Below are 25,763 nucleotides of genomic sequence, written 5' to 3'. Positions count from 1 at the left end.
GATCACCGTCGCCCAGGCTGATCCGGTCAAGTCCCCGACCCGAAAGGGTGGTCCTTCATGACGCTCACCATTCCCGGCTTCGATCACATCCGCCTGCCCGGTGCGGACGGTGTGGAGCTGGCTGCAGCTGTCGGCGGCAGCGGCAGCCCGGTCGTGCTGTTGCACGGTTTTCCCCAGACCCACCTGATGTGGCGACACGTCGCCGAGCGGCTCGCCGACGAGCACACGGTGATCTGTCCTGACCTGCGGGGCTACGGCGCCAGCGACAAGCCGGCCGCCACCGACCCCGATGTGTACGCCAAGCGCACCATGGCCGCCGACGTCGTGTCCCTGGCGGCGGCGCTCGGCCACGAGCGCTTTGCCCTCGTCGGCCACGACCGGGGCGCCCTGGTCGCCTTCCGGGCGGGGTTGGACCACCCCGAGACCATCACGCACCTGGGCATCCTCGACGTCGTGCCGACGCTCGACACGTGGAACGTCCTGCACGGCGTCTCGGCGGCCGTCGGCTACCACCTCTTCCTGATGGCGCAGCCGCCGGGCCTGCCGGAGGCGATGATCGCAGGCAGCGCGGACGCGTTCTTCGGCTCGTTCCTCGACGCCTGGGCCAACGACCCGACCACCATGCCCGAGGACGTACGTGCCGAATACCTGCGCGCGAGCGCCGCGGCAGTGACGTCGATCGTCGCGGACTACCGGGCCTCGGCGGACATCGACGTCACGCACGACCAAGCGGACCTGGACGCCGGGTCGCAGCTGGCCATGCCCGTGACGGTCGTCCAGCAGGACTGGGGCGCCCACCTCGGCTACGACGCTGCCGGGGTGTGGAAGGCGTGGGCGCCGGACCTGGACCACCGGCTGACCCACTCCGGGCACTTCATGGCCGAAGAGGCACCCGACGAGATCGCAGCCGTGATCCGGGGCCTGCTGGCCCGCTGAGCCTCCTGCTCTCGACTCGTCGGCTGGGCCACGGTCGGTCGGCGAGCGCCAGGTTCTCGGCGATCAGCATTCTTTTCCTGCGCTGGGTCCCCAGGCGGTGCCGCCCGGCCTACCCGGGGTACAACGAACGGCCCAACGTCTTGGGTGCGCCGGCGGTCAGTTCTCTTCCTCGTCGTCCTCGGCCGCGGGGTCGCGGAAGGGGCGCAGGCCCTGGCCGGGGCCGCTGGCCGTGATGTTGAACAGGTAGCGGCCCAGGAAGTTGATGTGCCGGTCCTTGCGCGGGGAGAGGCGAGCTGCGTCCTCGTCCTTGATGTCGTGGCCCACGGCGCGGAGCCGGGCCACGGCGGCATCCAGGTAGCGGGTGTTCCACAGCACCACCGCACCGCGCCGAGCGCGTCCGACTCACCCAGCAGAGACAGGAACGGCCGGACGGTGTTGTAGCGCAGGGCCAGCTTCTCCCGCATGGCCGCCTCGGTCGACCCGTCGTCCTCCGGCACCAGGGCCTCCACGGTCGCGACCGCCCCCGCGACCGCCGTACGCGGCACGGTCTCCTCGACCGCCGCCCACAACGCGCCGCTGGACCTGTTCGCGGTGCTGATGGCGAACCGGCTGATCAGCCCGGCCCGTCGGGCGTCGGACCGGGATCGTCTCGCGATGCTGCCGCAGTTGGAGAAGGCGGCCCGCATCCTGGCGAAGGCGTCGAAGATCCTGACCGAGGAGCTGGACCTGGTCAGCTCGGGCTCCGCTCAGGCGCAGCTCAGGCGCCGAGGTAGCGCAGGACGGCCAGGACGCGGCGGCTGTAGCCGGCGGTGCGGGGGAGGTCGAGTTTGTCGAACAGGGCGTTGAGGTGTTTTTCGACGGCGCTCAGGGAGAGGTGCAGGCGGGCGGCGATCGCGGTGTTGGTGTGGCCCTCGGCGAGGGCCTCCAGGACGGTGCGTTCGCGGGGGGTGAGGCGGGCCAGCGGGTCGGCGTGCTCGGTGCGGACGACCAGGCGGCGCACCACCTCGGGGTCGATCACCGTACCGCCGGAGCCGACCCGGGTGAGGGCGTCCAGGAACTCGTCCACCTCGGCGACCCGGTCCTTGAGCAGGTAGCCGACCCGTTCCGCGCCGGACGCCAACAGCTGGGCGGCGTAACCGCGTTCGATGTGCTGGGAGAGCACCAGCACACCGACCTCGGGCCGGCTCTCGCGGATCCGCACCGCGGCCCGCACCCCTTCGTCGGTGTGCGTGGGCGGCATCCGGATGTCGACCACCACGACGTCCGGCGGGTCGGCGTCGACCGCCGCGAGCAGGGCCTCGGCGTCGCCGACGGCGGCCAGCACCTGGTGGCCCTCCTCGGCGAGCAGCCGGACCAGGCCCTCCCGCAGCAGGGTCGAATCCTCGGCGACGATCACCCGCATGGCAGCTCCGCAGTGACGACGGTGGGGCCCCCGGCGGGGCTGTGGACGTGCAGTGTCCCGTCGAGCGCGGCGACCCGGCCGCGCAGCCCGGACAGGCCGCCGCCCGCCGGGTCCGCGCCGCCCCGCCCGTCGTCCTCGACCCGGACGGTGAGCCGCGCGCCGTCCCGCCCCACGACGACCTCGACGGTGTTGGCGGCGGAGTGCTTGGCGGCATTGGTGACGCACTCGCTGACCACGAAGTACGCGGCGGTGAGCACCGGTTGGGGCAGCATCCCGGCCTCCCGGCAGTGCACCCGCAGCGGGATCGGGCAGCGTTCGGCGAGGCCGGCCAGCGCCTCGTCCAGCCCGAGGGTGTCCAGCGCGGACGGGAAGACCCGCCAGGCGACCTCGCGCAGCTCGGTCAGCACCTCGGCCGCCTCCCGATGCGCCTGGCGCAGCAGCTCGTCGGTGCGCTGCGGGTCACCGCCGCGCCGGGCCCGGCCGAGCAGCAGCCGCAATGCGACCAGCCGCTGTTGGACGCCGTCGTGCAGGTCACGTTCGATCCGGCGGCGTTCGGCGTCCACGGCGTGCAGCACCGCGGCCCGGCTGTCGGCGAGTTCGGCGATCCGGTGGCGCAGCAGCTCGGCCTCGGACGGGCCGAAACAGTCGCGGGCCAGCCGGGCGTCCAGGTCGGCGAGCGAGGCCAGGCCCTGAACGGCGAGAAACAGCAGCACACCGCCGAGCAGCACCTGCCCGAACAGATCGGCCACACTCAGCGTGCCGCGCAGCGCCCCCGCCGCGAGCAACACCACCAGAACGGCACCGAACCCGATCAGACCGAGCACCAGCCCCGCCACCAGCCCGACACCGGTGCGACGGGCCAGGTAGCGCAGCAACTCGCGGTCCTCGGCGCGGTAGTGGACGGGGAAGCGGTCACCGAACCAGACGGCCCGGCGCGCCCGTTCCACGGCGGCCAGCCGGACGGCCCCGCCCTGCAACGCGGCCCGGGCCCGCGGCCCGATCCCCGGCCACGGCAGCAACGGACCCAGCAGCGCACCCGCCAACACCAGGTACAGCGCGGCCGGCGGTGCGGTCAGCACCCCCAGCAGCCCGCCGAGAGCGCGCCGCGGCCACGGCGCCGGTGCGACGCCGTCCCCCACCACGATCGATCCCTCCCCCATGGACGGGAGCCTACTGTCCACCACGATCACCCACCCCCACGGGCCACTTGAGCCACCACCGCCACCACCGGCCATCGGCGACACCCCGGTTGCCCGCAGCGATCGCCCCACCACCCACCGCCAGCCCCCACCCCCACCCCTACCGCCCGCCGCAGGCGTCAGCGGGCGCGGCGGTGGCGGGCGTCGCGGCCGCGCAGGCGCAGGCCGAGGTAGACGGCGATCGCGATCAGGGCGAGCACCAGGACGGTCTTGGAGAAGATTCCGACGTAGCCCTCGACCACGTCCCAGCGGTCGCCGAGTACGTAGCCGGCCATGACCAGCACGCTGTTCCAGGCGAGGCTGCCGATGGCGGTGAGTGCGGTGAAGCGGGCCAGGGCCATGCGTTCGACGCCGGCGGGGACCGAGATCAGGCTGCGGAAGATCGGCACCATCCGGCCGAGCAGGACGGCTTTGGTGCCGTGGCGGGCGAACCAGGCCTCGGTGCGTTCCAGGTCGGAGGCCTTGACCAGGGGCAGCCGGGCCCAGATCGCGTGCATCCGGTCGCGGCCGAAGACGGCGCCGAGCAGGTAGAGGGCGAGGGCGCCGGCCACCGAGCCGGCCGTGGTCCAGCCGAGTGCGGACAGCAGGCTGAGGGTGCCGCGCCCGGCGGCGAAGCCGGTGAGCGGGAGGATCACCTCGCTGGGCAGCGGCGGGAACAGGTTCTCCAGCGCGATGGCGAGTCCGGCGCCGGGCCCGCCGAGGGTGTCGACCAGGCCGGCCGCCCAGCCGGCGACGCCGTCGGTGGGTGCCTGCTCGGTCGCCAGGGAAGCGGTCGCCAGGGAAATGAGCTGCATCGCCGGGGTTCTCCTCACGAGTGGGTGGCCCGCGGGCCGTTCGCCCGGGGTCGTCACTCATCCTGGAATCCGCAGCTCACCGGCGGTACGCGGTTTCCCACCCACTCCGATTACGGGTTTCCGCACCCCCGTCCGGAAGGTTCCGGACATGCCGCGGCCCCCTGCGGAACGAGTCCGCAGGGGGCCGAAGGGCAGAGCTGGCCCGGAAGCCGGCTTAGTAGCCCTTCCAGTAGGCGCCGTAGCCGCGGGCGGCGGCCATGTTGTCCATGGAGCCGTAGCGGGCGTCGCAGTAGCGCGAGCTGGCGATCAGGTTGTCGACGGGGTTCCGGATGTCCTTGTGGCCGGGCAGCGAGTAGGCGCGGAAGGTCGGCTCGATCATCTGGGTCAGGCCGATCGACGGGGTGCCCTTCTTGGCGTTGATGTCCCAGTTGTTGACGGCGTTCGGGTTGCCGGAGGACTCGGCGATCGCCGCGGCGTGCATCGCCTTCGCGGACGGGACCGGCTTGCCGGCGGCGGCCAGCGCGTCGCGGGCCTCGGCGATCCAGCCGTCCAGGTTGTTGGCGTAGGTCGGCTTGGCCGGCGCGGGGGCGGGCGCCGGGGCCGGGGCCGGGGCCGGGGCGGGAGCGGGAGCGGGGGCCGGAGCGGGGGCCGGCTCGGGAGCGGGAGCGGGGGCCGGCTCGGGCTGCGGCTGCGGCTGCTCGGCAGGCTGCTGCTGCGGCTGCTCGGCAGGCTGCTGCGCAGCCGGCTGCTGCGCGGCGTTCTGGCCGTCGGTGGCGACCGCAGCGGTCGCGGCGGGGGCGGGCGACGGGCTGGCGAACGCCTGGGTGGCGGGCAGCAGGGCGCCGACGGCGATGGCACCGGCCAGGCCCACGCCGAGGAAGGCGTCGGGCATGCGGTGGTGGCCCATGCGGATCTGGCGGATCTGCGGCAGTCGGCCCAGGTTGTTCTTGATGCGTCGCATTTCGGGTACCTCCGAGAGTCGTGTTCCAGGTCACGCCGCACCCGGTTTTGCCAAGGGGGGACCTCCGCAGGACTGCGGGGGTTCCTCGGCCCGGGACGGCCGGCCCGGCGGCTCGTGCTCACCGGGGACGCTGCGCCGCATGCGTGCTGCGGTCTGCTGCGCCGTGAAGCCCCGTGAGCAGCTGAACGGCTCGGGGCACAACCACGACATTGCCTGAGCGCCCAACCCGGCTGCAAACACCGCGAAATGGGACGACCCGGGCCGGTCGACCGGCCCGCATCCCTTGCGTCCCAAGGGAATTGGCGCGTCGTCGCGGCCGGTTTTCCCAGCTGCTTATGAGCAGCCTCACAGCCGGCTCCCAGGAAGCGCCAACCCCGCCCGGCGCCACGGAATTTGGGCCGGAGCCCAGTCCTGCCAAGGGTTCCGCGCCATCGCCGACCGGCCTCCCGCCCGCCCCGAGCGACGGGGCCCTGTGACCCCGGCCACCGCCCGTCCGCTGTGACCCGGCCCTCACCGCGACCACCCACCGCAGCCGCCCGGCCACCCGTCGCGGCGGGGCTGTGACGGGGGCCACCGGCCACCCCTGCCCGACTGTGACGGGGGCCACCGACCGCCCTGCCGCACACCCGCGCCCGGCTGTGGCCCGGGCCACCCGAACCGGCCGACGGCCGCCGCCCGGCTGTGACGGGGGCCACCGCCGACCCCGCCGAACGACCGTTCGGGCACGCCTGGTTGACTGCGGCGGGAGGTCAGGTGGAAGCGTTGGTCGCGGCGTTCGCGCCGATCTGGGTGCTGACTGCGGTCGGGTGGCTGGCGGCACGGACGGGGCTGCTGGGTGCGGACGCCGAGTCGGTGCTCGGCCGGTTCGTGTTCCACGTGGCGATGCCGGCCGCGCTGTTCACGGTGGTCGCCCGCACCGATCTGGCGGGGTTCGCCAACACCTCGATGCTGGCGTTCGCCGCCGGAACGCTGGCCGCCTCGGCGCTGGCCCTGCTGGCGGGCCGCCGACTGTTCAAGCGCGGACCCGCCGAGCGGACCATGGCCGTGATGGCGGCGGGCTACGTGAACTCGGGCAACCTCGGCATCCCGGTGGCCGCGCAGGTGCTCGGCGACGCGTCCTTCGTCGCACCGGTGCTGCTGTTCCAGGTGCTGCTGGTGACGCCCGTCATGCTGGCCCTGCTGGACTCCGCCACCGGTTCCGCCGCCCGACCGGCCGAGCGGCTGCGGCGCCTGGCGCTGCTGCCGCTGCGCAACCCGGTGATCCTCGGTGCGGGGCTGGGCGCGGTGTTCTCGGCGGCCCACTGGCACCTGCCCGGGCCGCTGGCGCACTCCGTGGAGCTGCTGGGCGGCGCGGCCGTCCCGGCGGCGCTGGTCACCCTCGGCCTGTCCCTGCACACCCCGCCCGGCGCGGCGGCGCAGCGTCCGGACCGTGCCGAGCTGGCCGTCACGGTATTGGTGAAGACCGTCGCCCAGCCGCTGGCCGCGCTGGCGGTGGGCGCGCTGCTGCTGCACCTGCCGGGGCCGCAGCTGCTGGCGGTGGTGCTCCTGTCGGCGCTGCCGACCGCGCAGAACGTGTACGTGTACGCCCGGTTGTACGGGGCGGCGCCGGCGCTGGCACGCTCCTCCGTCCTGGTCTCCACGGTGCTGTCGATGCTCACGCTGTCGGGCATCGCCTGGGCACTGGGCGGACGTTGAGCCCTCCCAGGCGTGCTGCACCGAAGTGCGGCAGGTCACAGGCTTCGCCCCGGCCCGGCCCGCTCACGTAGAGTTCGCCGGTATCCATGGGGAGATAGAGGAAGCATCCGCAGTGACGAACGCGCAGAGCCAGCCGGGCACCGACCCGGTCGAGGACGACATCGACTACGGCAAGGGCATCGACCCCGATCGCCTTGAGCTGTGCCTGAGCGTGATCGCCGAGCTGGACGAGATCCACGTGGACCACCCGGACGCGATCCGGGTCCGGATGGCCGTCGGCGGGATCTTCCGCACGCTGAAGCAGCGCCGCCGCCAGGAGACCCGGGCCCGCAAGACCGCCAACGACCGCGCGGTGACGTCCCGGACCGCGACGGGTGCGCCGGGCCGGATCGACGACGAGACGGCGGGTGTGTTCGGTCTGAGCACCGAGACCACCAGCGAGCTGGCGGGCATCCTGGAGCGGGCCCGCTCCTGCTACATGTGCAAGCAGCGGTACACCGAGGTGGACGCGTTCTACCACCAGCTGTGCCGCAACTGCGCCGCGCTCAGCCGGCAGCGGCGGACCGCCCGCGCCGACCTGACCGGCAAGCGCGCGCTGCTGACCGGCGGCCGCGCCAAGATCGGCATGTACATCGCGCTGTGCCTGCTGCGCGACGGCGCGCACACCACCATCACCACCCGGTTCCCGAACGACGCGATCCGCCGTTTCTCGGCGATGCCGGACAGCGCCGACTGGATCCACCGCCTGAAGGTGGTCGGCATCGACCTGCGCGACCCGGCGCAGGTGATGGCGCTGGCCGACGAGGTCGCCGCGGACGGCCCGCTGGACATCCTGATCAACAACGCCGCGCAGACCGTGCGCCGCTCCCCCGCCGCGTACCGCGAGCTGATCGCCGCCGAGTCGGCGCCGCTGCCCGCCGGCGTGCTGCCCGCCTCCACGGTCATCGGCCGGTACGGCTCGGGCGCGGTGGACGTGCCCGCGCTGCCCGGGCAGACCCGCACCGAGCAGCCCGCGGTGAGCGCCGAGGAGGTCACCTCGCTGGCGCTGGTGACGGGTTCGGCCTCGCCGGAGCGGATCGCGGCGGGCACCGCGATCGACGCCGGCGGCCTGGTGCCGGACCTGGCGGACACCAACAGCTGGGTGCAGACCGTCTCCGAGGTCGGCCCGATCGAGCTGCTGGAGGTGCAACTGTGCAACTCCACCGCCCCGTTCATCCTGATCAGCCAGCTGCGCCCGGCGATGGCCGCGTCCCCGGCCCGCCGCAAGTACGTGGTGAACGTGTCCGCGATGGAGGGCGTGTTCGACCGCGGCTACAAGGGCGCCGGCCACCCGCACACCAACATGGCGAAGGCCGCGCTGAACATGCTGACCCGCACCAGCGCGCAGGAGATGTTCGAGACCGACGGCATCCTGATGACCGCCGTGGACACCGGCTGGATCACCGACGAGCGCCCGCACCCCGACAAGATGCGCCTGCACGAGGAGGGCTTCCACGCCCCGCTCGACCTGGTGGACGGCGCGGCCCGGGTGTACGACCCGATCGTCCGCGGCGAGCTGGGCGAGGACCTGTACGGTTGCTTCCTGAAGGACTACCAGAAGGGCAAGTGGTGACGGAAGCTCAACTCCTGGTCGGTCCGCACCCGTTGCCGCTGGTCGGCGCGGGTGGCCCGCACCCGGTTCCGCCGCTGGTCGGCGCGGGTGTGATCGTGCCGACCGGGGACGGCCGGGTGCTGATCGGACGGCGCACCACGGCCGGCGAGCCGCCGACCTGGAGCCTGCCGGGCGGCAAGGTCGACCACCCCGGCGAGTCCTTCGAGCAGGCCGCGGCACGGGAGTTGGCCGAGGAGACCGGCATCGTGCTGCCCGCCGAGGAGATGCGGGTGCTGGCGGTGCTGCTCGACCACGAGCTGGGCCGCACCCGGGTGACGGCGGCGGTGCTGGCCCCGCCGAGCCTGGCCGAGGCGCTGGTCACCGAGCCGCACGCGTGCGCCGGCTGGGAACGCTTCCCGGTGGACGCGCTCCCGGAGCCGATGTTCTACCCGTCCGCCCAGGTCCTGGCCGCCTGGCTGCCGAACCATCCGGCGCCCGGCGGCACTTGGCGCTACTCGATCTGACGGCCCGTTAGCTCCCGCTCACCGCGCGTAGCGTCGCGCCGCGACACTCGCCCTCCGGCCGCACAGCACCGGGTCCGAATGGTGCGGATGCGGATCGTCCGATTCTGCGAGCCGGGCCGCGGCGCCTCCCGGGCCGCGAGCCTCCGGCCCGCGGCCCCCTCGACCCGTCACCGCTCGCCGCGCAACGCCGAAAGTTCGTCTGCCGCCGCACCCAACACGACCTGCGCAGACGACCGTTCAGCACTTTTCCCGACAGCGCCCGGGCCGGCTCCGGACCGGCCGCGCCCCCATGATCTCCACGCCACGCGCACACCGCCGCCAGGTACCGGTTCGCTGACGATGCGGCAAACACTGGGGCTTACCAGGTGGTCGGCGGCGTGCGGTATGTGTATCGTCGCAATGCGCTATCAGGGACTTACCGCGGGCAGCAGCTGGGGGCGGCCATGGCAATCCAACTACCACCGGGGCTCAATGCCATCGTGGGCCTACTGGGCGTACGGTTCCCCGGTGCCAATGAAGATGAACTGAACCGGCTGGCCGACCAGTTGGAGAAGTTCGCGGGCTCTCTGGACTCCGCCCAGATGACGGCCGACAGAGCACTGACGATGCTCCATGAGGTGTATCAGGGCTCCTCGGCCGACCGGCTGGCGGAGTTGTGGAGCACCATCACCAAATACTCCAAGGTGATCGTCGAGGCCTGCCACACGATATCCAAGGTGCTGCGGGCCGCAGCCCTGGTGGTCGAGGGGGCGAAGACCGCGTCGATCGTCCAACTGGCCAGCATCCAGGCGAGCTTCGCGGCCGCGTCCTCCACCGGTCCGTGGAGCTCCGCGGCGGTCCTGCGGCTCGGCCGCGAGATCATGAAGCAGCTGCTGAACCAGGCGGTCAGCCGGCTCGCCCACACGCTGCTCCAGCCGATCGAGGACATGATCGTCAAGGCGGCGCAGCAGATCGCGCCGACCCCGTCCAACAACTCCAACGGACAGGGCTTCAGCGTCGACCTCGACCAGGTCGCCTCCTGCGCGGCCGATCTGCGCCGCGGCGCGGACGACATCGAGTCGCACGGCCTGGACTTCAAGCGCATCGTCTCGGGCCTGAAGCTGGGCGAGTCCGGCGATCCGTTCGGCCGGTTGGCCATCCAGATCGCGGAGAAGATCCTGCAGACCATCGCCGAGGACGTGCTCAAGCGCATCCTGGGCTCGTTCCGCGACACCGCGGCCAAGATGGACAAGATGGCCGGCAACCTCAGCGACAACGAGGACAGCAACCGGACCTCGCTGAACAGCATCGCCTCCCTGGTGGCGAACCCGCTCAGCCCCAACCTCGCGACCGGCACCGGGGTCAACTCGGTCGGCAGCAGCTCGCATATCGGCGGAGGCCGCGGCTCGGCCGACGCCGGACTCGCCGCGTTCGCCGCGCTGTCGCCCAAGCTCGGCCCGATCGGCGGCGGAGGCTCGCGCGGCGGCAGCAGCGGCAGCGGGCTCGACATGCTGGGCCTGAAGAGGCCGAACCTCGGCGCCGTCGGCTCCGGCAGCCACGGCGGTGGCGGCGGCGGTGGCGGCGGGGCGGGCGGCGGCTCCGGATCCGGCTCCTCGGGTTCGGGCGAGGGCATGGCGGGCGGCTTCGTCACCCGGCTCTCCACTCCCGGCGGCGCCGGCTCCAAGGGCGGCGCCCTGCGCCTGGGCACCAACCTGGACAACGGCCACGACGGCGCTTCCGGCGTCGGCGGCAGCGGCTCCGGCGGCAGCGGCGGCACCGGCACCAGCACCGCTGGCCTGTCCGGCCGTCCCCCGATGGCCGGCGGCATGATGGGCATGCCCATGGCCGGCGGCGGCTACGGCCCGGTCGGCGGCGGCAGCGGCATCCGCGGCGCCCAACGGCGCGGCGGCCAGGTCGCCGGCGACAGTGCCGGCGGCAGCGGTGCGAACGGCGAGAACCCCGCCGACGGCGTCATCGCCGACGCGAGCTCGCTCGGCGCGGGCATGCACTCCTCCCTGCAACTCGGCCGGGTCGCCCCGGCCCGCAAGGAGCCCGGCGAGGAGCGCGCCGAACGCGACGACCGCTACGACGACGACTTCGACGCGGACCTCTCCGACCTCCCGGACTTCACCGAGTTCTCCGACCCCGCCTGACCACCGCACCACCCCAAGGGCCCCGCGCCCGGGCCACCGCCCGGGCGCGGGGCCTTCGGCATGCCCCGGCAACGGGCCTGACGGCCGGTCACTTCATCGCGCGCCCCATTCCCCACTACCGTCCCTCGCGCCTCATCACACCCCCTGCGTTCCTCTCTTCCCTCCCCCATGTTTCCTCTGTACCACTTCCCTTGAATTGACCGTGAACGGTAAACTTTCCCCCTTGGTGGTGTGGACCACGAACGAAGGCGGTGGCTAGGGTCGATTCCGGCCCGCACCCTCGAACCTGCGACGGGACATGTCCGTGACCGACACTCTGGCGGCAACCGATGCCGACGGCGCCCGCTACGAAGCCGACCGGCTCGACGCGACCGCCGCCTGGGTGGCCCGGCACCGTCCGCCCGGCAGTGGGGCGCTCGCCGAACTCGGCGCCCGGGACGGCGCGTTGACCGGCCGCTTACTCAGGGCTGGCTACACCGTGCACGCCGCCGAGCCCGACCCGGCACTGCGCCAGCGCCTGCTGTCGGCTTTCGGTCGCCGCACCCGCCTGCGCCTGAGCGCGGCCGATCTCGCCGCCCCGCCGCCGGTGCGCCGCCGTTTCGGTGCCGTGCTGCTGATCGAGGCCCTGCAGGCCGGCCAGGACCTGGAGTTGCTGCACGCCCTGCCCACCGACCTGCTGTTCGTCGCGCTCGCCCCGACCGCGCTGGACGTGTGTCTGCGGCCCTGGCTCTCCGCCCAGCAGGGCTGGCTGCTGGTCGAGGAGATCGATCTCGCAGCCCCGCGCGCCGCCACCCGCCGCCCGGCCCCGGGCAGTCGCGGCATCCTGCTGCGTCGGGCATGCTGACGGCATGTCGATTCCCGGAACCTACGCCGACCGCACCGCCCTCCCCCAACTTGTCGTCCGGGCGGTCGAGTTGGCCGAGCGGCTGGGCTTCACGAAGTCCTGCCGCCCGGAGCAGGGGCGGCTGCTCCAGGCGCTGGCGGCAGGCGCAGCCGCCCGGATCGGCGAGACGGGCACGGGCTGCGGTGTCGGCCTCGGCTGGCTGCTGGCGGGGCGGCGGCCGGGGGTGCGGGTGGTGAGCGTGGAGCGCGAGGCCGAACGAGTGGCGGCCGCAAGGGAGTTGTTCGCCGACGTGCCCGACCTGGAGATCGTGCACGGCGACTGGACCTCCATCGCGCCGCACGGCCCGTTCGACCTGCTGGTCCTGGACGGCGGTGGCAACGGCAAGCAGTCGCCGCCCGCCGACCCGGATCTCCTGCTGACCCCGGCGGGCACCCTGGTGGTCGACGACCTGACTCCCCTCACCGCCTGGCCGCCGACCCACCAGGGCCGTCCGGACGCCGGCCGCACCGCCTGGTACGACCACCCGTCCCTGCTCACCACCGAGGTCCGGCTCGCCCCGGACCTCGCCACCCTGCTGGCCACCCGCCGCCCGTGAAACCCGTGAGGACCGTGAAGCCCGTGAGGGCCGTGATGACCGTGAGGCGTGAGGCCCGCCGTCAGTACCCGACCGCCTCCCGGAGCAGCAGCACAATGCCCTCGCTGAACCGGGTCGGGCTGTTGAACACCACCAGCTGGTTGACGGCGCTGGGCACCCCGTAGGCGGCCTCGGTGCGGGCGGTCTCCAGCGGGAGGGAGTGCTCCTCCAGGCGGCGCAGCGCGGTGGGCAGGTCGGGGACGATCTTCTGCGCGCCGATGATCCAGATCACCCGGGCGGCGCCGCCGGTGTAGGCGGGCAGTTGGCTTCCGCTGCCGGAGGCCACCACCAGGGAGCCGGTCTCGGTGAGCGCGGCGACGCTGCCGATGACCACGTCGGGGGTGGCGAGCAGGTGCCGGATCCCGTCGGCCTCGGTCTCCCGGTCCATGGTCAGCACGCGGGGCTTGACGGAGCGGGGGTACTGGTCGCTGTTGAGGTCGTCGTCAATGCCGGACAGCCGGAGCGTCTCGCTGGCCGTGGTGAACACGCTCGCCTTCTCCGGGACGAGTTCCCGGACGCGGGCGCGGGCGGCTTCGAGGTCCGGCAGGATCTCGACTCCGAAGCCGCGGGCGGCGAGTGCGTCGGCCGCCCGCTCCAGGCGTTCGGCGGTGGCCGGTTCGGTCCAGCGGGCCGCGGGCGCCTCGGCGGTCTCGCCGGGGGCGGATCCGGCGAGCGGGGTGGTGTCCAGGTAGCGGAGTTCGTAGACCCGCTCGGTGAATCGCCAGCCCTCCGAGGTGCGCCGGTAACTGTCGTGGTAGATGGCGTAGTTGAGGCCTTCGATGCCGTTGCGGGTGCGGGCGATCTCGTGCATGTGGGCGCGGCCGGTGGCGGTGTCGCCGTCGATGGTGATGGCGCCGGGGTGGGTGTTCTGGACGAAGAACACCCACTGTTCCTGGAGCTTCTCGCCGCCGAGCCGGATCTCCTCGGGGCCGGTGAGCTCGATCGGGATGTTGGGCATCCGCAGCACGCCGTCCGCGGTGAACAGCGCGGCGAGGCGGGCGCGGTCGCGCATCGTCACCGCGTCGGTGAACTCGGCCTGCAGCGCCTGGATCTCGACGCGGTCGGCGATCGCCTGAAACGTGGTCATCGGATTCTCCGTTCGTCTTCCTGACCAGTACGACAGAGCAGCCGCGCGAAATGTGACGCGGCGGCGCGACGTCACATTCCGACGCCCTGCGCGGTCCTACCGATGAGGGACGAGAGCCACCGAGAAGGAGACGGACGCGTGCGGAACCCCCTGGACCACCAGCCCCACAACGACCGCGACGACCTGGACGCGATCATGGGCGAGCGTCGCCGGCTGACCAATCTGGCGTACCGGCTGCTCGGTTCGCTGGCCGACGCCGAGGACGTCGTGCAGGAGACGTACGCCCGCTGGTTCGCGCAGTCCGAGCGGCAGCGGGCCGAGATCGAGTCACCGGGCGGGTGGTTGACGACGGTGGCGGGCCGGATCTGCCTCAACCTGCTGGGCTCGGCCCGGGTGCGCCGGGAGCGTTATGTGGGCGAGTGGATCCCGGAGCCGTTGCCCGCCCACCGCGAGGGGGCGGGCGGCGCGGCGGCCGACCCGGCGGACCGGATCACCCTCGACGAGTCGGTCCACATGGCGTTCCTGGTGGTGCTGGAGTCGATGACGCCGGCCGAGCGGGTCGCGTTCGTGCTGCACGACGTCTTCCAGTACCCGTTCGCCGAGGTGGCGCAGGTGCTGGGCCGATCCGCCGCGGCCTGCCGCCAGTTGGCCACCTCGGCCCGCCGCCGGATCCGCTCCTCGCCGTCGCCGACCACGCCGGCCGGCGCGCAGGCGGGCATCGTGCGGAGCTTCAAACGGGCCTGGGAGAGCCAGGACGTCCGGTCGCTGATGGACCTGCTCGACCCCGACGCCACGGTGATCGCCGACGGCGGCGGCCTGGTCGGCGCCCTGCTGGAGCCGCTCACCGGCCGCGACAACATCGTCCGCGCCTACCTCAGCATCGCTCACTTCATCCCCGCCATGACGTTCCTGGAACGCACCGTGAACGGCCAGCCGGGCCTGATCGCCCAACTCGACGGCGTCACCGTCACGGTGTTCGCGTTCCGGATCGTCGACGACCGGATCACCCACATCTGGGGCATCCGCAACCCGGAGAAGCTCCGCCCGTGGACGGACGCGGACGCTCCGGCCTAGACACCGACTTGGCCTGGGTGCCGAATCGGCCTATTTGCCGGTCCGGCCGTCCAGCAGCTCCCGCACGATGTCGAGGTGCCCGTTGTGCCGGGCGGTCTCCTCGATCAGGTGTAGCAGGACCCACCGCAGGTCCATGTGCAGGCCGCCGCGCATCGGGCGGACGGCCTTCGCGTCGAGGTCGTGCTCGACAACCAACTTCCGGAAGCGGACGGCCTGTTCCTCGTACTCCGCGAGCAGCTGCTCCAGCGGTACGTCGACGGCCGTCCGCATCTCCGGGTCGGGGTCCTCCTCGGTGGCGTCGACCAGCGGGCCGGCGTCCTCCCCGCCGAAGAAGACCACGTGGAGCCACCAGTGCTCCACCCACCGCAGGTGGCTGATCAGCCCGCACACCGTCATCAGCGGGGAGTCGGGCAGCGGCGAACGCCGGGCGTCCTCCGCGGAGATTCCCTCGCACTTGGACCGTGCGGTGGCCCGGGCGTAGTCGAGGAAGGTGGTCAGCTGCGTGCGCTCGTCCCAGGCGGGAGGCGTATCGGTTCGCTCAGTCATCGCGCGCAGTCTGCCCCACCGCTGACGATCGGTCGACGAGATTTCAGCCGACGCGGCGGGAGCGCCTCAACTCCAGCGCGCACAGCACCGTGCCGGCCAGGCCCACCAGCACGGCCACGAAGGCGCCGCCGAGACCGTTGCCGGTGCCGAGCCCGCCGGACGCGGTGGCCGCGACCACGGCGCCGAGGGCCGTGCCGGCGATCGCCGCGCCCAGGGCAGCGGCGGCTCCGCGCCGCCCGGGCCCGACGGCGGTCCTGCCCTTGCTGCGGGCCAGCGCGAGTCCGCCGGTGACGGCACCGGCCAGCGCCAGCAGCGCCGCCACGATGGCCCAGATCCGTCCGGCGCCGAAGGTGGTCACACTTGCTGCGACGGGTGCGTCGGCGGTGGCCGGCGCGGCGAGCGCGACGGCGGCGACGAGGACTGCGCAGGCCACAACGGTGAAGCGTCGTACGGACATCGGGGTGCCCCTCTCCTTCTGGCGGTGACCCCGATCCTGTCCGCCGCGCGCGCCCCGGTCGTCCGGCAGGCGCAGACAATCGGCGCTGCTGCGGGTGCCGCAGGGGCTACGGATGTACCGCGAACGCAGCAGCCGGATGATCATCCGCTCGGATGACCCGCCCGCGCGGGCCTCCCGGCTAGGGTGCCGCGCATGGGTAGCGGACGGTCCGGCCTGCGGGCCGTAGCCATGGACTGGGTGATCGCCGTCGGCGTGGCGGTGGCCCTGCTGGTCACCGGACTGTCCGAGCCACACGGCGCGACGGGCCCCGACCTGCTCGGCTTCGCGCTGCTGGCGGCCGGCGGGCTCGCGCTGGCGGCGCGCCGCCGGGCGCCGCGCACCGTCCTGGCCGTCACCGGGCTGTGCGCGGCGGGGTACCAGGCGGCCGGGTTCGACGTGCCGGCCGTCGCGTACCTGTTCGCGGTGTACGCGGCCGTGCGGGCGGGCCACCGCTGGTTCACGGTGGTGGCGAGTGTCGCCATGCTGGCCTCCCTCCCCGCCGCCGCGCTGCTCTCCGGCCTGCACGACACCGGCCAGGCGTTCGCGCAGGCCCGGGGCGCCCTGCAGATCGCCTGGCTGATCGCCGCCGGGGCCGCCGGGGAGGCGCTGCGGCAGGCCGAGTTCCGGGCGGACGCGGCCGAACGCACCCGCGAGGAGACGGCGTTGCGCCGCGCCGACGAGGAACGCCTGCGCATCGCACGGGAGTTGCACGACTCACTGACCCACCAGATCTCGGTCATCAAGGTGCAGGCCGAGGTCGCCGTCCACGTCGCCCGCCGACGCGGCGAGCAGGTGCCGGACGCCCTGCTGGCGATCCAGGAGGCCGGACGTGAGGCAGCACGCGAACTGCGCGCCACGCTCGAGGCGTTGCGCGACGACGACACCGCCCCGCCGCGCGGCCTCGAAGACGTTCCCGACCTGGTCGAGCGGGCCCGCACCTTCGGCCTGCACGCCACACTCACCGTCGAGGGCCAACTCCCGGACGTACCAGCAGCGGTGGGCCGGACCGTCTACCGGATCGTCCAGGAGTCGCTCACCAACGTCGCCCGCCACGCCGACGCCGCAACAGCCTCTGTACTGATCGACTGCCGCCCCGACACCCTGGCGGTCCGCATCGACGACGACGGCACGGCCGCCCCAACTACCGCCCCGACAACGGGCGTTGGCCTGCTCGGCATGCGCGAACGGGTGACCGCCCTCGGCGGCCGCCTGCGCGCCGAACCCCGGGACGGCGGCGGCTTCACCGTGCAGGCCGAACTGCCCGTGGACCGGGCCTCGTGATCCGCGTCCTGCTGGCCGACGACCAGCCACTGATCCGCAGCGCCTTCCGCGCCCTCCTCGAACTCGAGGACGACATCGAGGTGGTGGCCGAAGCCGCGAACGGCCAACAGGCCGTGGAACTGGCCCGAACACACCTGCCCGACGTCGCACTTGTCGACATCCAAATGCCCGGCACCGACGGCATCGAGGCAACCGCCCACATCGCCGCCGACCCCACCCTCACCGGGGTCCACGTCGTCATCCTGACCAACTACGGCCTGGACGAGTACGTCTTCCACGCACTGCGCGCGGGCGCCGCCGGATTCCTCGTCAAGGACATCCTCCCCGACGACTTCCTGCACGCCGTCCGCGTCGCCTCCCGCGGCGACGCCCTGCTCGCCCCGTCGATCACTCGCCGCCTGATCGACCGCTTCGTCACCCAACCGCCAACCGCCTTCACCAACACCGGACTTGAAGAACTCACCGCCCGCGAACGCGAAGCCGTCACCCTGGTCGCGCAAGGCCTCTCCAACGACGAGATCGCAGCCCGCATGGTGATCAGTCCGGTCACGGCGAAGACCCACATCAACCGAGCCATGACCAAACTCCACGCCCGCGACCGCGCCCAACTCGTCGTCCTCGCCTACGAATCCGGCCTGGTCACTGCCCGCCGCCCCTGACCGCCCCGGCCCCCAGCCTCCCCCCACGATCAGCACGGTCGGGCACCGACGCCCACCACCAGCACTGACGGCTGATTGGCGCCCCGGGCGTGTACGAGATCGCCAACCGCAGCAGCGGTCGGACGGACGGCAACCACCGGAACCGCCAGTGGCAGCTGCTCCCCGCGTGATGCCCGACAGCAGGTGTCAGACCGCGACGGCGGCGCTCTCGGCCACGGTCTCGGCGTCGGTCAGCGCGGCAAGGTAGCGCTCGGCGTCCAGCGCGGCGGAGGCGCCGGTGCCGGCGGCGGTGATCGCCTGGCGGTAGACACGGTCCACGACGTCGCCGGCGGCGAAGACGCCGGGGATGTTGGTGCGGGTGGAGGGGGCCTCGACCTTGAGGTAGCCCTCGGCGTCGAGGTCGAGCTGGCCCTTGAACAGGTCGGTGCGCGGGTCGTGGCCGATCGCGATGAACAGGCCGGTGACGGGCAGCTCGCGCAGGTCACCGGTGTTGGTGTCCCGGAGGGTCAGGCCGGTCAGCTTCGGGTCGCCGTGGATCTCCTCGACCGCGCTGTCCCAGGCGAAGGTGATCTTCGGGTCGGCGAAGGCGCGCTCCTGCATCGCCTTGGAGGCGCGCAGGCTGTTGCGGCGGTGGACCACCGTGACGCTGCGGGCGAAGCGGGACAGGAAGGTGGCTTCCTCGAGGGCGGTGTCGCCGCCGCCGACGACCGCGATGTCCTGGTCGCGGAAGAAGAAGCCGTCGCAGGTCGCGCACCAGGAGACGCCGCGGCCGGAGAGCTTGTCCTCGTTCGGCAGGCCGAGCTTGCGGTGCTGCGAGCCGGTGGTGACGATCACGGCGCGGGCGCGGTGCACGGTGCCCTCGGAGTCGGTGACGGTCTTGATGTCGCCCGTGAGGTCGACGGCGATGACGTCGTCCGGGACCAGCTCGGCGCCGAAGCGCTCGGCCTGGGCGCGCATGTTGTCCATCAGCTCGGGGCCCATGATGCCGTCGCGGAAGCCCGGGAAGTTCTCCACCTCGGTGGTGTTCATCAGCGCGCCGCCGGCCGTGACCGCGCCCTCGAACACCAGCGGCCGGAGGGAGGCACGCGCGGTGTACAGCGCAGCGGTGTATCCGGACGGGCCGGAACCGACGATGATCACGTCACGGACGTCAGTGGCAACGGACACGGGAATCAACTCTCCTTGTTCTGGGTGGCGTTGGCGTCGATATCAGCGATCAGCCCCTCAATCAGGGTGCGGATCGCGTCGCGGATCGGGCGGACGGCCTCGACGCCCTGCCCGGCCGGGTCGTCGAGCTTCCAGTCGAGGTACTGCTTGCCGGGGAAGTAGGGGCAGGCGTCGCCGCAGCCCATGGTGATCACGTAGTCGGACGCCTGGACGGCCTCGGTGGTGAGGATCTTCGGCCGCTGGTCGGAGATGTCGATGCCGACCTCGGCCATCGCCGCGACGGCAGCGGGGTTGACCTCGCGACCGGGGGCGGAGCCGGCGGAGCGGACCTCGACGCGGTCCCCGGCAAGGTGGGTGAGGAACCCGGCGGCCATCTGGGAGCGGCCGGCGTTGTGCACGCAGACGAACAGCACGGAGGCGAGCGGCGCGGCGGTCATGGGTGGGCGGATCCTTCGTTCGATCGGAAGTCGCGGGCCGGAACGGGCCCTTCGGACGGCGGTGTCCGGGCTGAATACGTGGCGACGAGCGGAAGGACCGCACAGCAGCTCAGCTGCCACTGACATCAGCCACGACTGATGCGATAGTATCAGCACATGGTGATGTCAGTCGAGAGTGATGTGAACGGCACGGTCGACGTGCTGAAGGCCCTGGCCGACCCCCTGCGCATGCGGATCCTGACGCTGCTCGCGCACGAGGCGCTCTGCACGAGCCACCTCGTCGAGGAGACCGGCGCCAAGCAGACCAACCTGTCCAACCACCTGAAGATCCTTCGGGAGGCCGGTCTGGTCGACACCGAGCCCTGCGGCCGCTTCACCTACTACAAGCTCCGCCCCGACGCCCTGGAGTCCCTCGCGGGCTTTCTCGGCGATCTCGCCGCCACCGCCCGCGCCACCGCGTGCGCCGACACCAAGAGGTCCTGCCCGTGACCCCGTCCAAGACCGCTACCCCCTCGCAAGCAGGCGAGGCCGGGCTGGTCGGCAAGCTCTCCTTCCTGGACCGCTACCTCGCGGTGTGGATCCTGCTCGCCATGGGCCTCGGACTGGGTCTGGGCCGGGCGATCCCCGGCCTGAACGACGCGCTGAGCAAGGTCGAGGTCGGCGGCGTCTCGCTGCCCATCGGCCTCGGCCTGCTGGTCATGATGTACCCGGTCCTCGCGAAGGTCCGCTACGACCGCCTGCACACCGTGACCGGCGACCGGAAGCTGATGGTCTCCTCGCTGGTGATCAACTGGCTGGTCGGCCCGGCCGTGATGTTCGCCCTGGCCTGGATCTTCCTGCCGGACCTGCCCGAGTACCGCACCGGCCTGATCATCGTCGGCCTGGCCCGCTGCATCGCCATGGTGATCATCTGGAACGACCTGTCCTGCGGCGACCGCGAGGCCGCCGCAGTCCTGGTCGCGCTGAACAGCGTCTTCCAGGTCGTGATGTTCGGCGTGCTGGGCTGGTTCTACCTCGACGTGCTGCCGGGCTGGCTCGGCCTGTCCCAGGACAACCTGCACTTCTCCGTCGCGAAGATCGTCGTCAACGTCCTGGTGTTCCTCGGCATCCCGCTGGTCGCCGGCTTCCTCACCCGCCGCATCGGCGAGCAGAAGCTGGGCCGCGAGCGCTACGAGCAGAACTTCCTGCCGAAGATCGGCCCCTGGGCGCTGTACGGGCTGCTGTTCACGATCGTGATCCTGTTCGCCCTCCAGGGGAAGACCATCACCTCCCAGCCGCTCGACGTCGCCCGGATCGCCCTGCCGCTGCTGGCCTACTTCGCGATCATGTGGTTCGGCTCGTTCGCGCTCGGCAAGGGCCTCGGCCTCGCCTACGACCGCACCGCCACGCTCGCCTTCACCGCCGCCGGCAACAACTTCGAACTCGCCATCGCCGTCGCCATCGCCACCTTCGGCGTCACCTCCGGCCAGGCCCTCTCCGGCGTCGTCGGCCCGCTCATCGAGGTCCCCGTCCTGATCGCCCTGGTGTATGTCTCCCTCGCCTGGCGCAAGAAGTTCGCCGTCAGGACCACCAGTTCTGTGGAATCGTCGCGCTGAAGCCCCGCAGGTCGCCCGCACCCTCTTTCCGGCGCGGGCGACCCGCCCCGCCGCACCCCTGGAGCAACAGCGATGACCTTCCCCGACCGCCACACCCGGGTCCTGGTGGTCGGTGGCGGCCAGGCCGGTCTCGCGGCCGGGTACTACCTGCGCCGCGCCGGACTCGACTTCGCGATCCTCGACGCCGCCCGGAGCCCCGGCGGCGCCTGGCAGCACTACTGGGAGAGCCTGCGCCTGTTCTCCCCCGCCGCCTTCTCTTCCCTGCCCGGCCGCCCGATGCCCCACCAGCCGGGACACGAGTACCCGGACGCCGCCCACGTGGTGCGCTACCTCGCCGAGTACGAGGAGCGCTACGAACTGCCCGTGCACCGCCCGGTCGACGTGACCAGCGTCGAGAGCGCCCCCGACGGGCTCATCGCCCTTACCAGCCACGGGACTTGGCGAGCGGACGCGGTGATCTTCGCCACCGGATCCTGGCAACGGCCGTTCACCCCGTACGTTCCCGGCCAACGCGACTTCGCCGGCCGCCAGCTCCACACCCACCACTACCGCACGGCCAGCAGGTTCGCCGGGCAGCGGGTGCTGGTCGTCGGCGGCGGCAACTCCGGCGCCCAGATCGCCGCCGACCTCGCCGACGTGGCCACCGTCCGCTGGGTCACCCGCCGCCCGCCGCACTTCCTGCCCGACGCGATCGACGGCCGGGCCCTGTTCGAACTCGCCACCCGCCGCGTCAACGCCGCCGAACACGGCGAACAGCACGGCGGCGTCGCCTCGCTGGGCGACATCGTCGCCACCGGCCCCGTCCGCCGGGCCCGGGACAGTGGCCTGCTCGCCGCCCACCCGATGTTCGAACGACTCACCCCGACCGGCCCCGTCTGGGCCGACGGCAGCACCTTCGACTGCGACACGATCATCTGGTGCACGGGCTTCCGCCCCGACCTCGCCGCCACCCGCCCCCTCGACCTCGGCCGCACCGAAGGCCACATCCCCACCGACGGCACCCGCACCCTCGCCGACCCCCGCATCCACCTGCTCGGCTACGGCGACTGGACCGGCCCGGCCTCCGCCACCCTGATCGGCGTCGGCCGCACCGCGCGCAGTGCCGTCCAGGAGATCAAGACGCTGCTGGGCTGACGGCCCGCACAATCCGGCATCGGCTCAGGACGTGAGCGGAGCGCTCGACCCACCCGCGTACGCGCACCGGCCCGAGACCGCGCCCGCCGCCACCCGGCCCAGCACCGCGCCCGACGCGACGACCGCGACGACCCGATGGGACGCGAGCCCGGCCCGGCCGAACTCCTCCCAGCCCGAGGCGTACGTCTCGGCGTCGGCCGCACCGCCCGCACCGCCCGCACCGCCGTCCAGCAGATCGACGCGCTGTTGAAGGAGCGGTCAGCAGGTGGTGGCGAGCAGCCCGGCCATGGCGGCCAGCACGCCGGGCGCGACGCGGTAGTACACCCACGTGCCGCGCCGCTCGGAGGTCAGCAGGCCGGCCTCGCGGAGCTTCTTCAAGTGGTGGGAGACGGTCGGCTGGGACACGCCCACGTCCTGGATGTCGCACACGCACGCCTCGCCGCCCTCGTGCGAGGCGACCCGGGAGAACAGCCGCAGCCGCACCGGGTCGGACAGCGCCTTGAACATCGCGGCCATCCGCTCCGCGTCCGCCTCCGACAGCGCGGCCGACGTGACCGGCGGGCAGCAGGGCACGGCCGACGCGTCAACGATCGGCAGCTCCACGGAAATCAAGTTCGACATATGTCTATGTTGACACCCGTCGAATCAGTGGGCAAGCTCGACTGTATCGACGAGCGTGGAATCAGCGCTCATCCCTCACGCGACCGCACCACCCGGAGAACCGAGATGAGCGAGCACCCTCCCGTCCCCCAGCTCCCCGTAGCCGTCATCGGCGCCGGACCGGTCGGCCTGGCCGCCGCCGCCCACCTGATCGAGCGCGGCATCGAACCCGTCATCCTGGAGGCCGGACCCAACGCCGCCACCGCGGTGCGCGAGTGGTCGCACGTGCGACTGTTCTCGCAGTGGGCCGAGGTCGTCGACCCCGCCGCCGAGAAGCTCCTCTCCCCGACCGGCTGGGTCCACCCCGACGCCGACGCCTACCCCTTGGGCGGCGACTGGATCGCGCAGTACCTCCAGCCGCTGGCCGACGTACTCGGCGACCACATCCGCTACAACGCCCGCGTCACCGGCGTCGCCCGCGCCGGACGGGACCGCATCGTCGACGCCGACCGCGAGGCGCAGCCGTTCACCGTGCACCTTGAGCACGCCGACGGCTCCGAGGAGCGCATCCTGGCCCGCGCGGTGATCGACGCCTCCGGCACCTGGTCCACCCCCGGCCCGGCCGGCGGCAACGGCCTGCCCGCCCTCGGCGAGCGCGCCGCGAGCGCGCAGATCTCCTACTACGTCCCGGACCTCACCGACCCCGCCACCCGCAAGCGCTACGCCGGCAAGCGCACCGCCGTCGTCGGCGCGGGCGCGTCCGCGTTCACCGCACTCGCCATGCTCGCCGACCTCGCCAAGGACGCCCCCGGCACCCACGCCGAGTGGATCCTGCGCCGGGGCATCTCCGGCTCCACCTACGGCGGCGGCACCGCCGACCAGTTGCCCGAGCGCGGCGCGCTCGGCCTGCGCGCCAAGAAGGCCGTCGAGGACGGGTACGCGAGCGCGCTGACCGGCTTCCGCACGGCGGGCATCGAGAGCGAGGGCGAGCAGCTCGTCCTGGTCGACGAGGACGGCCGCCGCAGCCGGCCCGTCGACGAAATCATCGTGCTGACCGGTTTCCGCCCCGACCTCTCCTTCCTCGACGAACTGCGCCTCAACCTCGACGAACGCCTCCAGGCCCCTGTCTTCCTCGCCGAGCTGATCGACCCCAACCAGCACTCCTGCGGCACCGTCTACCCGCACGGCGCACGCGAGTTGGCGCACCCCGAGCAGGACCTCTACCTGGTCGGCATGAAGTCCTACGGCCGCGCGCCGACGTTCCTCTCCCGCACCGGCTACGAGCAGGTCCGCTCCATCTCCGCCCTCCTCGCCGGTGACACGGAGGCCGCCGCCCGCGTCGAACTCACTCTCCCCGAGACCGGAGTCTGCGGCGGCGCCGGCCTCTTCGACGACCCCGACGCCACCCAGGGCGCAGGCGGATGCTGTTCCACCCCCGCCGCCGAGCCCGAGACCGTCACCGCCCAGCCCGAAAGCGGCTGTTGCCCCACCCCCGCCGACTCCGAGCCCGCCACCACCCAGACCGACGCCGGCGGCTGCTGCTCGACGACGGCCGAGCCCGAGCTCCTCACCCTCGGCAGCAAGCCGAAGCCGATCCCCCTCGGAGCCCAGGAGTCCGCCAACTCCACCAACTCCTGCTCCCCTAGCGGTAGTTGCTGCTGACCGTGGCGAACACCACCCACACCACCACGCACGGGGCAGCGACCGGAACGCCCCTCCGGTCGCGGCCCCGCGCCGCGCTGCCCGCCCTGTGCATCACCCAGATCACCGGCTGGGGCATCCTCTACTACGCCTTTCCCGTCCTGCTCTCGCACATCACCCGCTCCACCGGCTGGTCCACCCAGGCCACCACCGCCGCGTTCTCGGCCGCCCTGCTCACCTCCGCCCTCGCGGGCATCCCCGTCGGCCGGCTCCTCGACCGCCGCGGCCCACGCACCGTGATGACCGCGGGCTCCGTACTCGGCGCTGCCGCCCTGGCCGGGGTCGCCCTGGCGCCGAACCTGCCGGTCTTCTTCCTCGCCTGGTTCGCCGCCGGCACCGCGATGGCCGCCACCTTCTACCAGCCCGCGTTCGCCGCCCTGACCCGCTGGTACGGCCCGGACCGGGTACGCGCGTTGACCACCGTGACGCTCGCGGGAGGTCTCGCCTCCACCGCCTTCGCGCCCCTCACCGCCGCCCTGGCCGGCCACCTGTCCTGGCGTTCCACCTACCTGACGCTCGCCCTGCTGCTGGCCGCCGTCACCGTCCCGCTGCACGCACTCGGGCTGCGCCACCCCTGGCCACCACCTCCCGAGACGTCCGCAACTCCCGTCCAGGGCAGGGCGGTCGAGCGCGACCCCGCCTTCTGGCGGCTCTCCGCGGCCTTCGCCTTCTCCGCCCTCGCCATGTTCACCGTGATCTTCGGCCTCGTCCCGCTGCTGACCGCACGCGGCGCCGGCCCCACCCTCGCCGCCTGGGCGCTCGGCCTCGGCGGCCTCGGCCAGACCCTGGGCCGCACCCTGTACGCCCCGCTCGCCAGCCGCATACCCGTCCGGGCCCGCACCGCCGTCCTGATCGCCGCCGGCGGCGCCACCACCCTCGCTCTCGCCGCAACTCCCGGACCAGCAGCCCTACTTGTCGCGCTGGCCGTCCTCGGCGGCACCGTCCGCGGCAACCTGACCCTCCTCCAGGCCACCGCCGTCGCCGACCGCTGGGGGACCGCCGCCTACGGCCGCCTCAGCGCCCTGCTCGTCGCCCCCGCCACCGTCGCCGGTGCCCTCGCCCCGTGGGTCGGCTCCGCCCTCGCCGGACCGGTCGGCGGCTACCCCCACCTGTTCCTGCTGCTGACCGCGGTCTCCGCCCTCGCCACCCTCCTGGCGCTCGCCTGACCGTCAACGCGCGCCACCCGGTAGCGATCTTGCCGGCCCGACCCCCTGTAACTTCCTGAAATCAGGCGAAGGGACCACGATGAGCACCGCCCAGGAGAACTCCGAACC

26 protein-coding genes and 2 pseudogenes are annotated in these 25,763 nt (G+C 72.8%); 16 read left to right on the top strand and 12 right to left on the bottom strand.

Annotated elements, in window-relative coordinates:
- Positions 1 to 57 precede the first annotated feature (57 nt).
- Entirely contained in the window at positions 58 to 936 is an 879-nt protein-coding gene (locus tag ACFYST_RS13010; RefSeq protein WP_387861732.1) for an alpha/beta fold hydrolase, read from the top strand.
- 156 nt (positions 937 to 1,092) lie between these two features.
- On the opposite strand, the pseudogene ACFYST_RS13005 reads toward ACFYST_RS13010, so the two are convergent.
- The 6 genes and pseudogenes from ACFYST_RS13005 to ACFYST_RS12980 form a co-directional block, all read right to left on the bottom strand.
- Positions 1,093 to 1,317 (bottom strand): annotated as a pseudogene (locus tag ACFYST_RS13005) (Tn3 family transposase); the annotation flags it as partial.
- A gap of 2 nt (positions 1,318 to 1,319) precedes the next feature.
- Positions 1,320 to 1,511 (bottom strand): annotated as a pseudogene (locus ACFYST_RS13000) (hypothetical protein); the annotation flags it as partial.
- Between the two features lie 182 nt (positions 1,512 to 1,693).
- On the bottom strand, positions 1,694 to 2,338 hold the full coding sequence (locus ACFYST_RS12995) for a response regulator (protein ID WP_387861730.1): 645 nt from the start codon (positions 2,336 to 2,338) through the stop codon (positions 1,694 to 1,696).
- Positions 2,329 to 3,498 (bottom strand): sensor histidine kinase, encoded by a 1,170-nt coding sequence (locus tag ACFYST_RS12990; RefSeq protein ID WP_387861729.1) that lies wholly within the window; start codon positions 3,496 to 3,498, stop codon positions 2,329 to 2,331. Before ACFYST_RS12990 ends, ACFYST_RS12995 begins: the two co-directional genes overlap by 10 nt.
- 158 nt (positions 3,499 to 3,656) lie before the next feature.
- Positions 3,657 to 4,331 carry a DedA family protein gene (locus ACFYST_RS12985; protein ID WP_387861727.1) on the bottom strand — a complete coding sequence of 225 codons (675 nt, stop codon included), beginning with the start codon at positions 4,329 to 4,331 and terminating at the stop codon, positions 3,657 to 3,659.
- A gap of 214 nt (positions 4,332 to 4,545) precedes the next feature.
- Positions 4,546 to 5,292 carry a transglycosylase SLT domain-containing protein gene (locus ACFYST_RS12980; RefSeq protein ID WP_387861725.1) on the bottom strand — a complete coding sequence of 249 codons (747 nt, stop codon included), beginning with the start codon at positions 5,290 to 5,292 and terminating at the stop codon, positions 4,546 to 4,548.
- A gap of 753 nt (positions 5,293 to 6,045) precedes the next feature.
- Between ACFYST_RS12980 and ACFYST_RS12975 the strand changes: the two genes are divergently transcribed.
- The 6 genes from ACFYST_RS12975 to ACFYST_RS12950 all read left to right on the top strand — a co-directional run bounded on the left by ACFYST_RS12975 (position 6,046) and on the right by ACFYST_RS12950 (position 12,673).
- A complete protein-coding gene (locus ACFYST_RS12975; RefSeq protein WP_387861723.1) occupies positions 6,046 to 6,987 on the top strand; it encodes an AEC family transporter in 942 nt (313 codons plus the stop codon).
- 112 nt (positions 6,988 to 7,099) lie between these two features.
- Positions 7,100 to 8,599 carry an SDR family NAD(P)-dependent oxidoreductase gene (locus ACFYST_RS12970; RefSeq protein WP_387861722.1) on the top strand — a complete coding sequence of 500 codons (1,500 nt, stop codon included), beginning with the start codon at positions 7,100 to 7,102 and terminating at the stop codon, positions 8,597 to 8,599.
- Positions 8,596 to 9,102 (top strand): NUDIX hydrolase, encoded by a 507-nt coding sequence (locus ACFYST_RS12965; RefSeq protein ID WP_387861720.1) that lies wholly within the window; start codon positions 8,596 to 8,598, stop codon positions 9,100 to 9,102. Before ACFYST_RS12970 ends, ACFYST_RS12965 begins: the two co-directional genes overlap by 4 nt.
- 581 nt (positions 9,103 to 9,683) lie before the next feature.
- Complete coding sequence (locus ACFYST_RS12960; RefSeq protein WP_387861719.1) at positions 9,684 to 11,234, top strand: hypothetical protein; 1,551 nt, start codon at positions 9,684 to 9,686, stop codon at positions 11,232 to 11,234.
- Between the two features lie 304 nt (positions 11,235 to 11,538).
- On the top strand, positions 11,539 to 12,078 hold the full coding sequence (locus ACFYST_RS12955; RefSeq protein WP_387642842.1) for a hypothetical protein: 540 nt from the start codon (positions 11,539 to 11,541) through the stop codon (positions 12,076 to 12,078).
- Positions 12,079 to 12,082: 4 nt separating this feature from the next.
- Complete coding sequence (locus tag ACFYST_RS12950; RefSeq protein ID WP_387861717.1) at positions 12,083 to 12,673, top strand: O-methyltransferase; 591 nt, start codon at positions 12,083 to 12,085, stop codon at positions 12,671 to 12,673.
- Positions 12,674 to 12,734: 61 nt separating this feature from the next.
- On the opposite strand, the gene ACFYST_RS12945 is transcribed toward ACFYST_RS12950, so the two are convergent.
- The gene (locus ACFYST_RS12945; protein WP_387642844.1) at positions 12,735 to 13,799 is read right to left on the bottom strand and encodes an LUD domain-containing protein; all 1,065 of its coding nucleotides are present in this window, start codon (positions 13,797 to 13,799) and stop codon (positions 12,735 to 12,737) included.
- A 195-nt stretch (positions 13,800 to 13,994) separates the two neighbouring features.
- Between ACFYST_RS12945 and sigJ the strand changes: the two genes are divergently transcribed.
- The gene (sigJ, locus tag ACFYST_RS12940; RefSeq protein WP_387643034.1) at positions 13,995 to 14,873 is read left to right on the top strand and encodes an RNA polymerase sigma factor SigJ; all 879 of its coding nucleotides are present in this window, start codon (positions 13,995 to 13,997) and stop codon (positions 14,871 to 14,873) included.
- 30 nt (positions 14,874 to 14,903) lie between these two features.
- On the opposite strand, the gene ACFYST_RS12935 is transcribed toward sigJ, so the two are convergent.
- Together ACFYST_RS12935 and ACFYST_RS12930 are read right to left on the bottom strand one after the other, a co-directional pair.
- Positions 14,904 to 15,419, bottom strand: a complete 516-nt coding sequence (locus ACFYST_RS12935) for a DinB family protein (protein WP_387861716.1) — start codon at positions 15,417 to 15,419, stop codon at positions 14,904 to 14,906.
- A 43-nt stretch (positions 15,420 to 15,462) separates the two neighbouring features.
- On the bottom strand, positions 15,463 to 15,876 hold the full coding sequence (locus tag ACFYST_RS12930) for a DUF6223 family protein (protein WP_387861714.1): 414 nt from the start codon (positions 15,874 to 15,876) through the stop codon (positions 15,463 to 15,465).
- 192 nt (positions 15,877 to 16,068) lie between these two features.
- Between ACFYST_RS12930 and ACFYST_RS12925 the strand changes: the two genes are divergently transcribed.
- Both ACFYST_RS12925 and ACFYST_RS12920 read left to right on the top strand, forming a co-directional pair.
- The gene (locus ACFYST_RS12925; RefSeq protein WP_387861713.1) at positions 16,069 to 17,196 is read left to right on the top strand and encodes a sensor histidine kinase; all 1,128 of its coding nucleotides are present in this window, start codon (positions 16,069 to 16,071) and stop codon (positions 17,194 to 17,196) included.
- A complete protein-coding gene (locus ACFYST_RS12920; RefSeq protein WP_387861711.1) occupies positions 17,193 to 17,855 on the top strand; it encodes a response regulator in 663 nt (220 codons plus the stop codon). The genes ACFYST_RS12925 and ACFYST_RS12920 overlap by 4 nt, the downstream gene beginning before the upstream one ends.
- Positions 17,856 to 18,041: 186 nt before the next feature.
- On the opposite strand, the gene trxB is transcribed toward ACFYST_RS12920, so the two are convergent.
- Entirely contained in the window at positions 18,042 to 19,022 is a 981-nt protein-coding gene (gene trxB / locus ACFYST_RS12915) for a thioredoxin-disulfide reductase (RefSeq protein WP_387861710.1), read from the bottom strand.
- A gap of 5 nt (positions 19,023 to 19,027) precedes the next feature.
- Positions 19,028 to 19,459 carry an arsenate reductase ArsC gene (locus ACFYST_RS12910; protein WP_387861709.1) on the bottom strand — a complete coding sequence of 144 codons (432 nt, stop codon included), beginning with the start codon at positions 19,457 to 19,459 and terminating at the stop codon, positions 19,028 to 19,030.
- Positions 19,460 to 19,615: 156 nt separating this feature from the next.
- On the opposite strand from ACFYST_RS12910, the gene ACFYST_RS12905 reads away from it, so the two are divergent.
- The 4 genes from ACFYST_RS12905 to ACFYST_RS12890 all read left to right on the top strand — a co-directional run bounded on the left by ACFYST_RS12905 (position 19,616) and on the right by ACFYST_RS12890 (position 22,438).
- Positions 19,616 to 19,948: an ArsR/SmtB family transcription factor gene (locus ACFYST_RS12905; RefSeq protein ID WP_387861708.1), complete on the top strand. Its 333-nt coding sequence runs from the start codon at positions 19,616 to 19,618 to the stop codon at positions 19,946 to 19,948.
- Positions 19,945 to 21,054: an ACR3 family arsenite efflux transporter gene (gene arsB, locus ACFYST_RS12900; RefSeq protein WP_387861707.1), complete on the top strand. Its 1,110-nt coding sequence runs from the start codon at positions 19,945 to 19,947 to the stop codon at positions 21,052 to 21,054. Before ACFYST_RS12905 ends, arsB begins: the two co-directional genes overlap by 4 nt.
- 72 nt (positions 21,055 to 21,126) lie before the next feature.
- Complete coding sequence (locus ACFYST_RS12895) at positions 21,127 to 22,188, top strand: ArsO family NAD(P)H-dependent flavin-containing monooxygenase (protein ID WP_387861706.1); 1,062 nt, start codon at positions 21,127 to 21,129, stop codon at positions 22,186 to 22,188.
- Positions 22,189 to 22,219: 31 nt separating this feature from the next.
- A complete protein-coding gene (locus ACFYST_RS12890; RefSeq protein WP_387861705.1) occupies positions 22,220 to 22,438 on the top strand; it encodes a hypothetical protein in 219 nt (72 codons plus the stop codon).
- Between the two features lie 8 nt (positions 22,439 to 22,446).
- On the opposite strand, the gene ACFYST_RS12885 is transcribed toward ACFYST_RS12890, so the two are convergent.
- Entirely contained in the window at positions 22,447 to 22,809 is a 363-nt protein-coding gene (locus ACFYST_RS12885; protein WP_387861703.1) for an ArsR/SmtB family transcription factor, read from the bottom strand.
- Between the two features lie 105 nt (positions 22,810 to 22,914).
- Between ACFYST_RS12885 and ACFYST_RS12880 the strand changes: the two genes are divergently transcribed.
- On the top strand, positions 22,915 to 24,450 hold the full coding sequence (locus ACFYST_RS12880; RefSeq protein WP_387861701.1) for an NAD(P)-binding domain-containing protein: 1,536 nt from the start codon (positions 22,915 to 22,917) through the stop codon (positions 24,448 to 24,450).
- 2 nt (positions 24,451 to 24,452) lie between these two features.
- A complete protein-coding gene (locus ACFYST_RS12875) occupies positions 24,453 to 25,655 on the top strand; it encodes an MFS transporter (protein WP_387861699.1) in 1,203 nt (400 codons plus the stop codon).
- Positions 25,656 to 25,763: the final 108 nt, after the last annotated feature.

This window comes from Kitasatospora sp. NPDC004614, from assembly GCF_042873675.1.
Lineage (GTDB): Bacteria > Actinomycetota > Actinomycetes > Streptomycetales > Streptomycetaceae > Kitasatospora.
The sequence above is the reverse complement of the archived record's forward strand: the minus strand, read 5'-3'. Positions and strand labels throughout refer to the sequence as shown.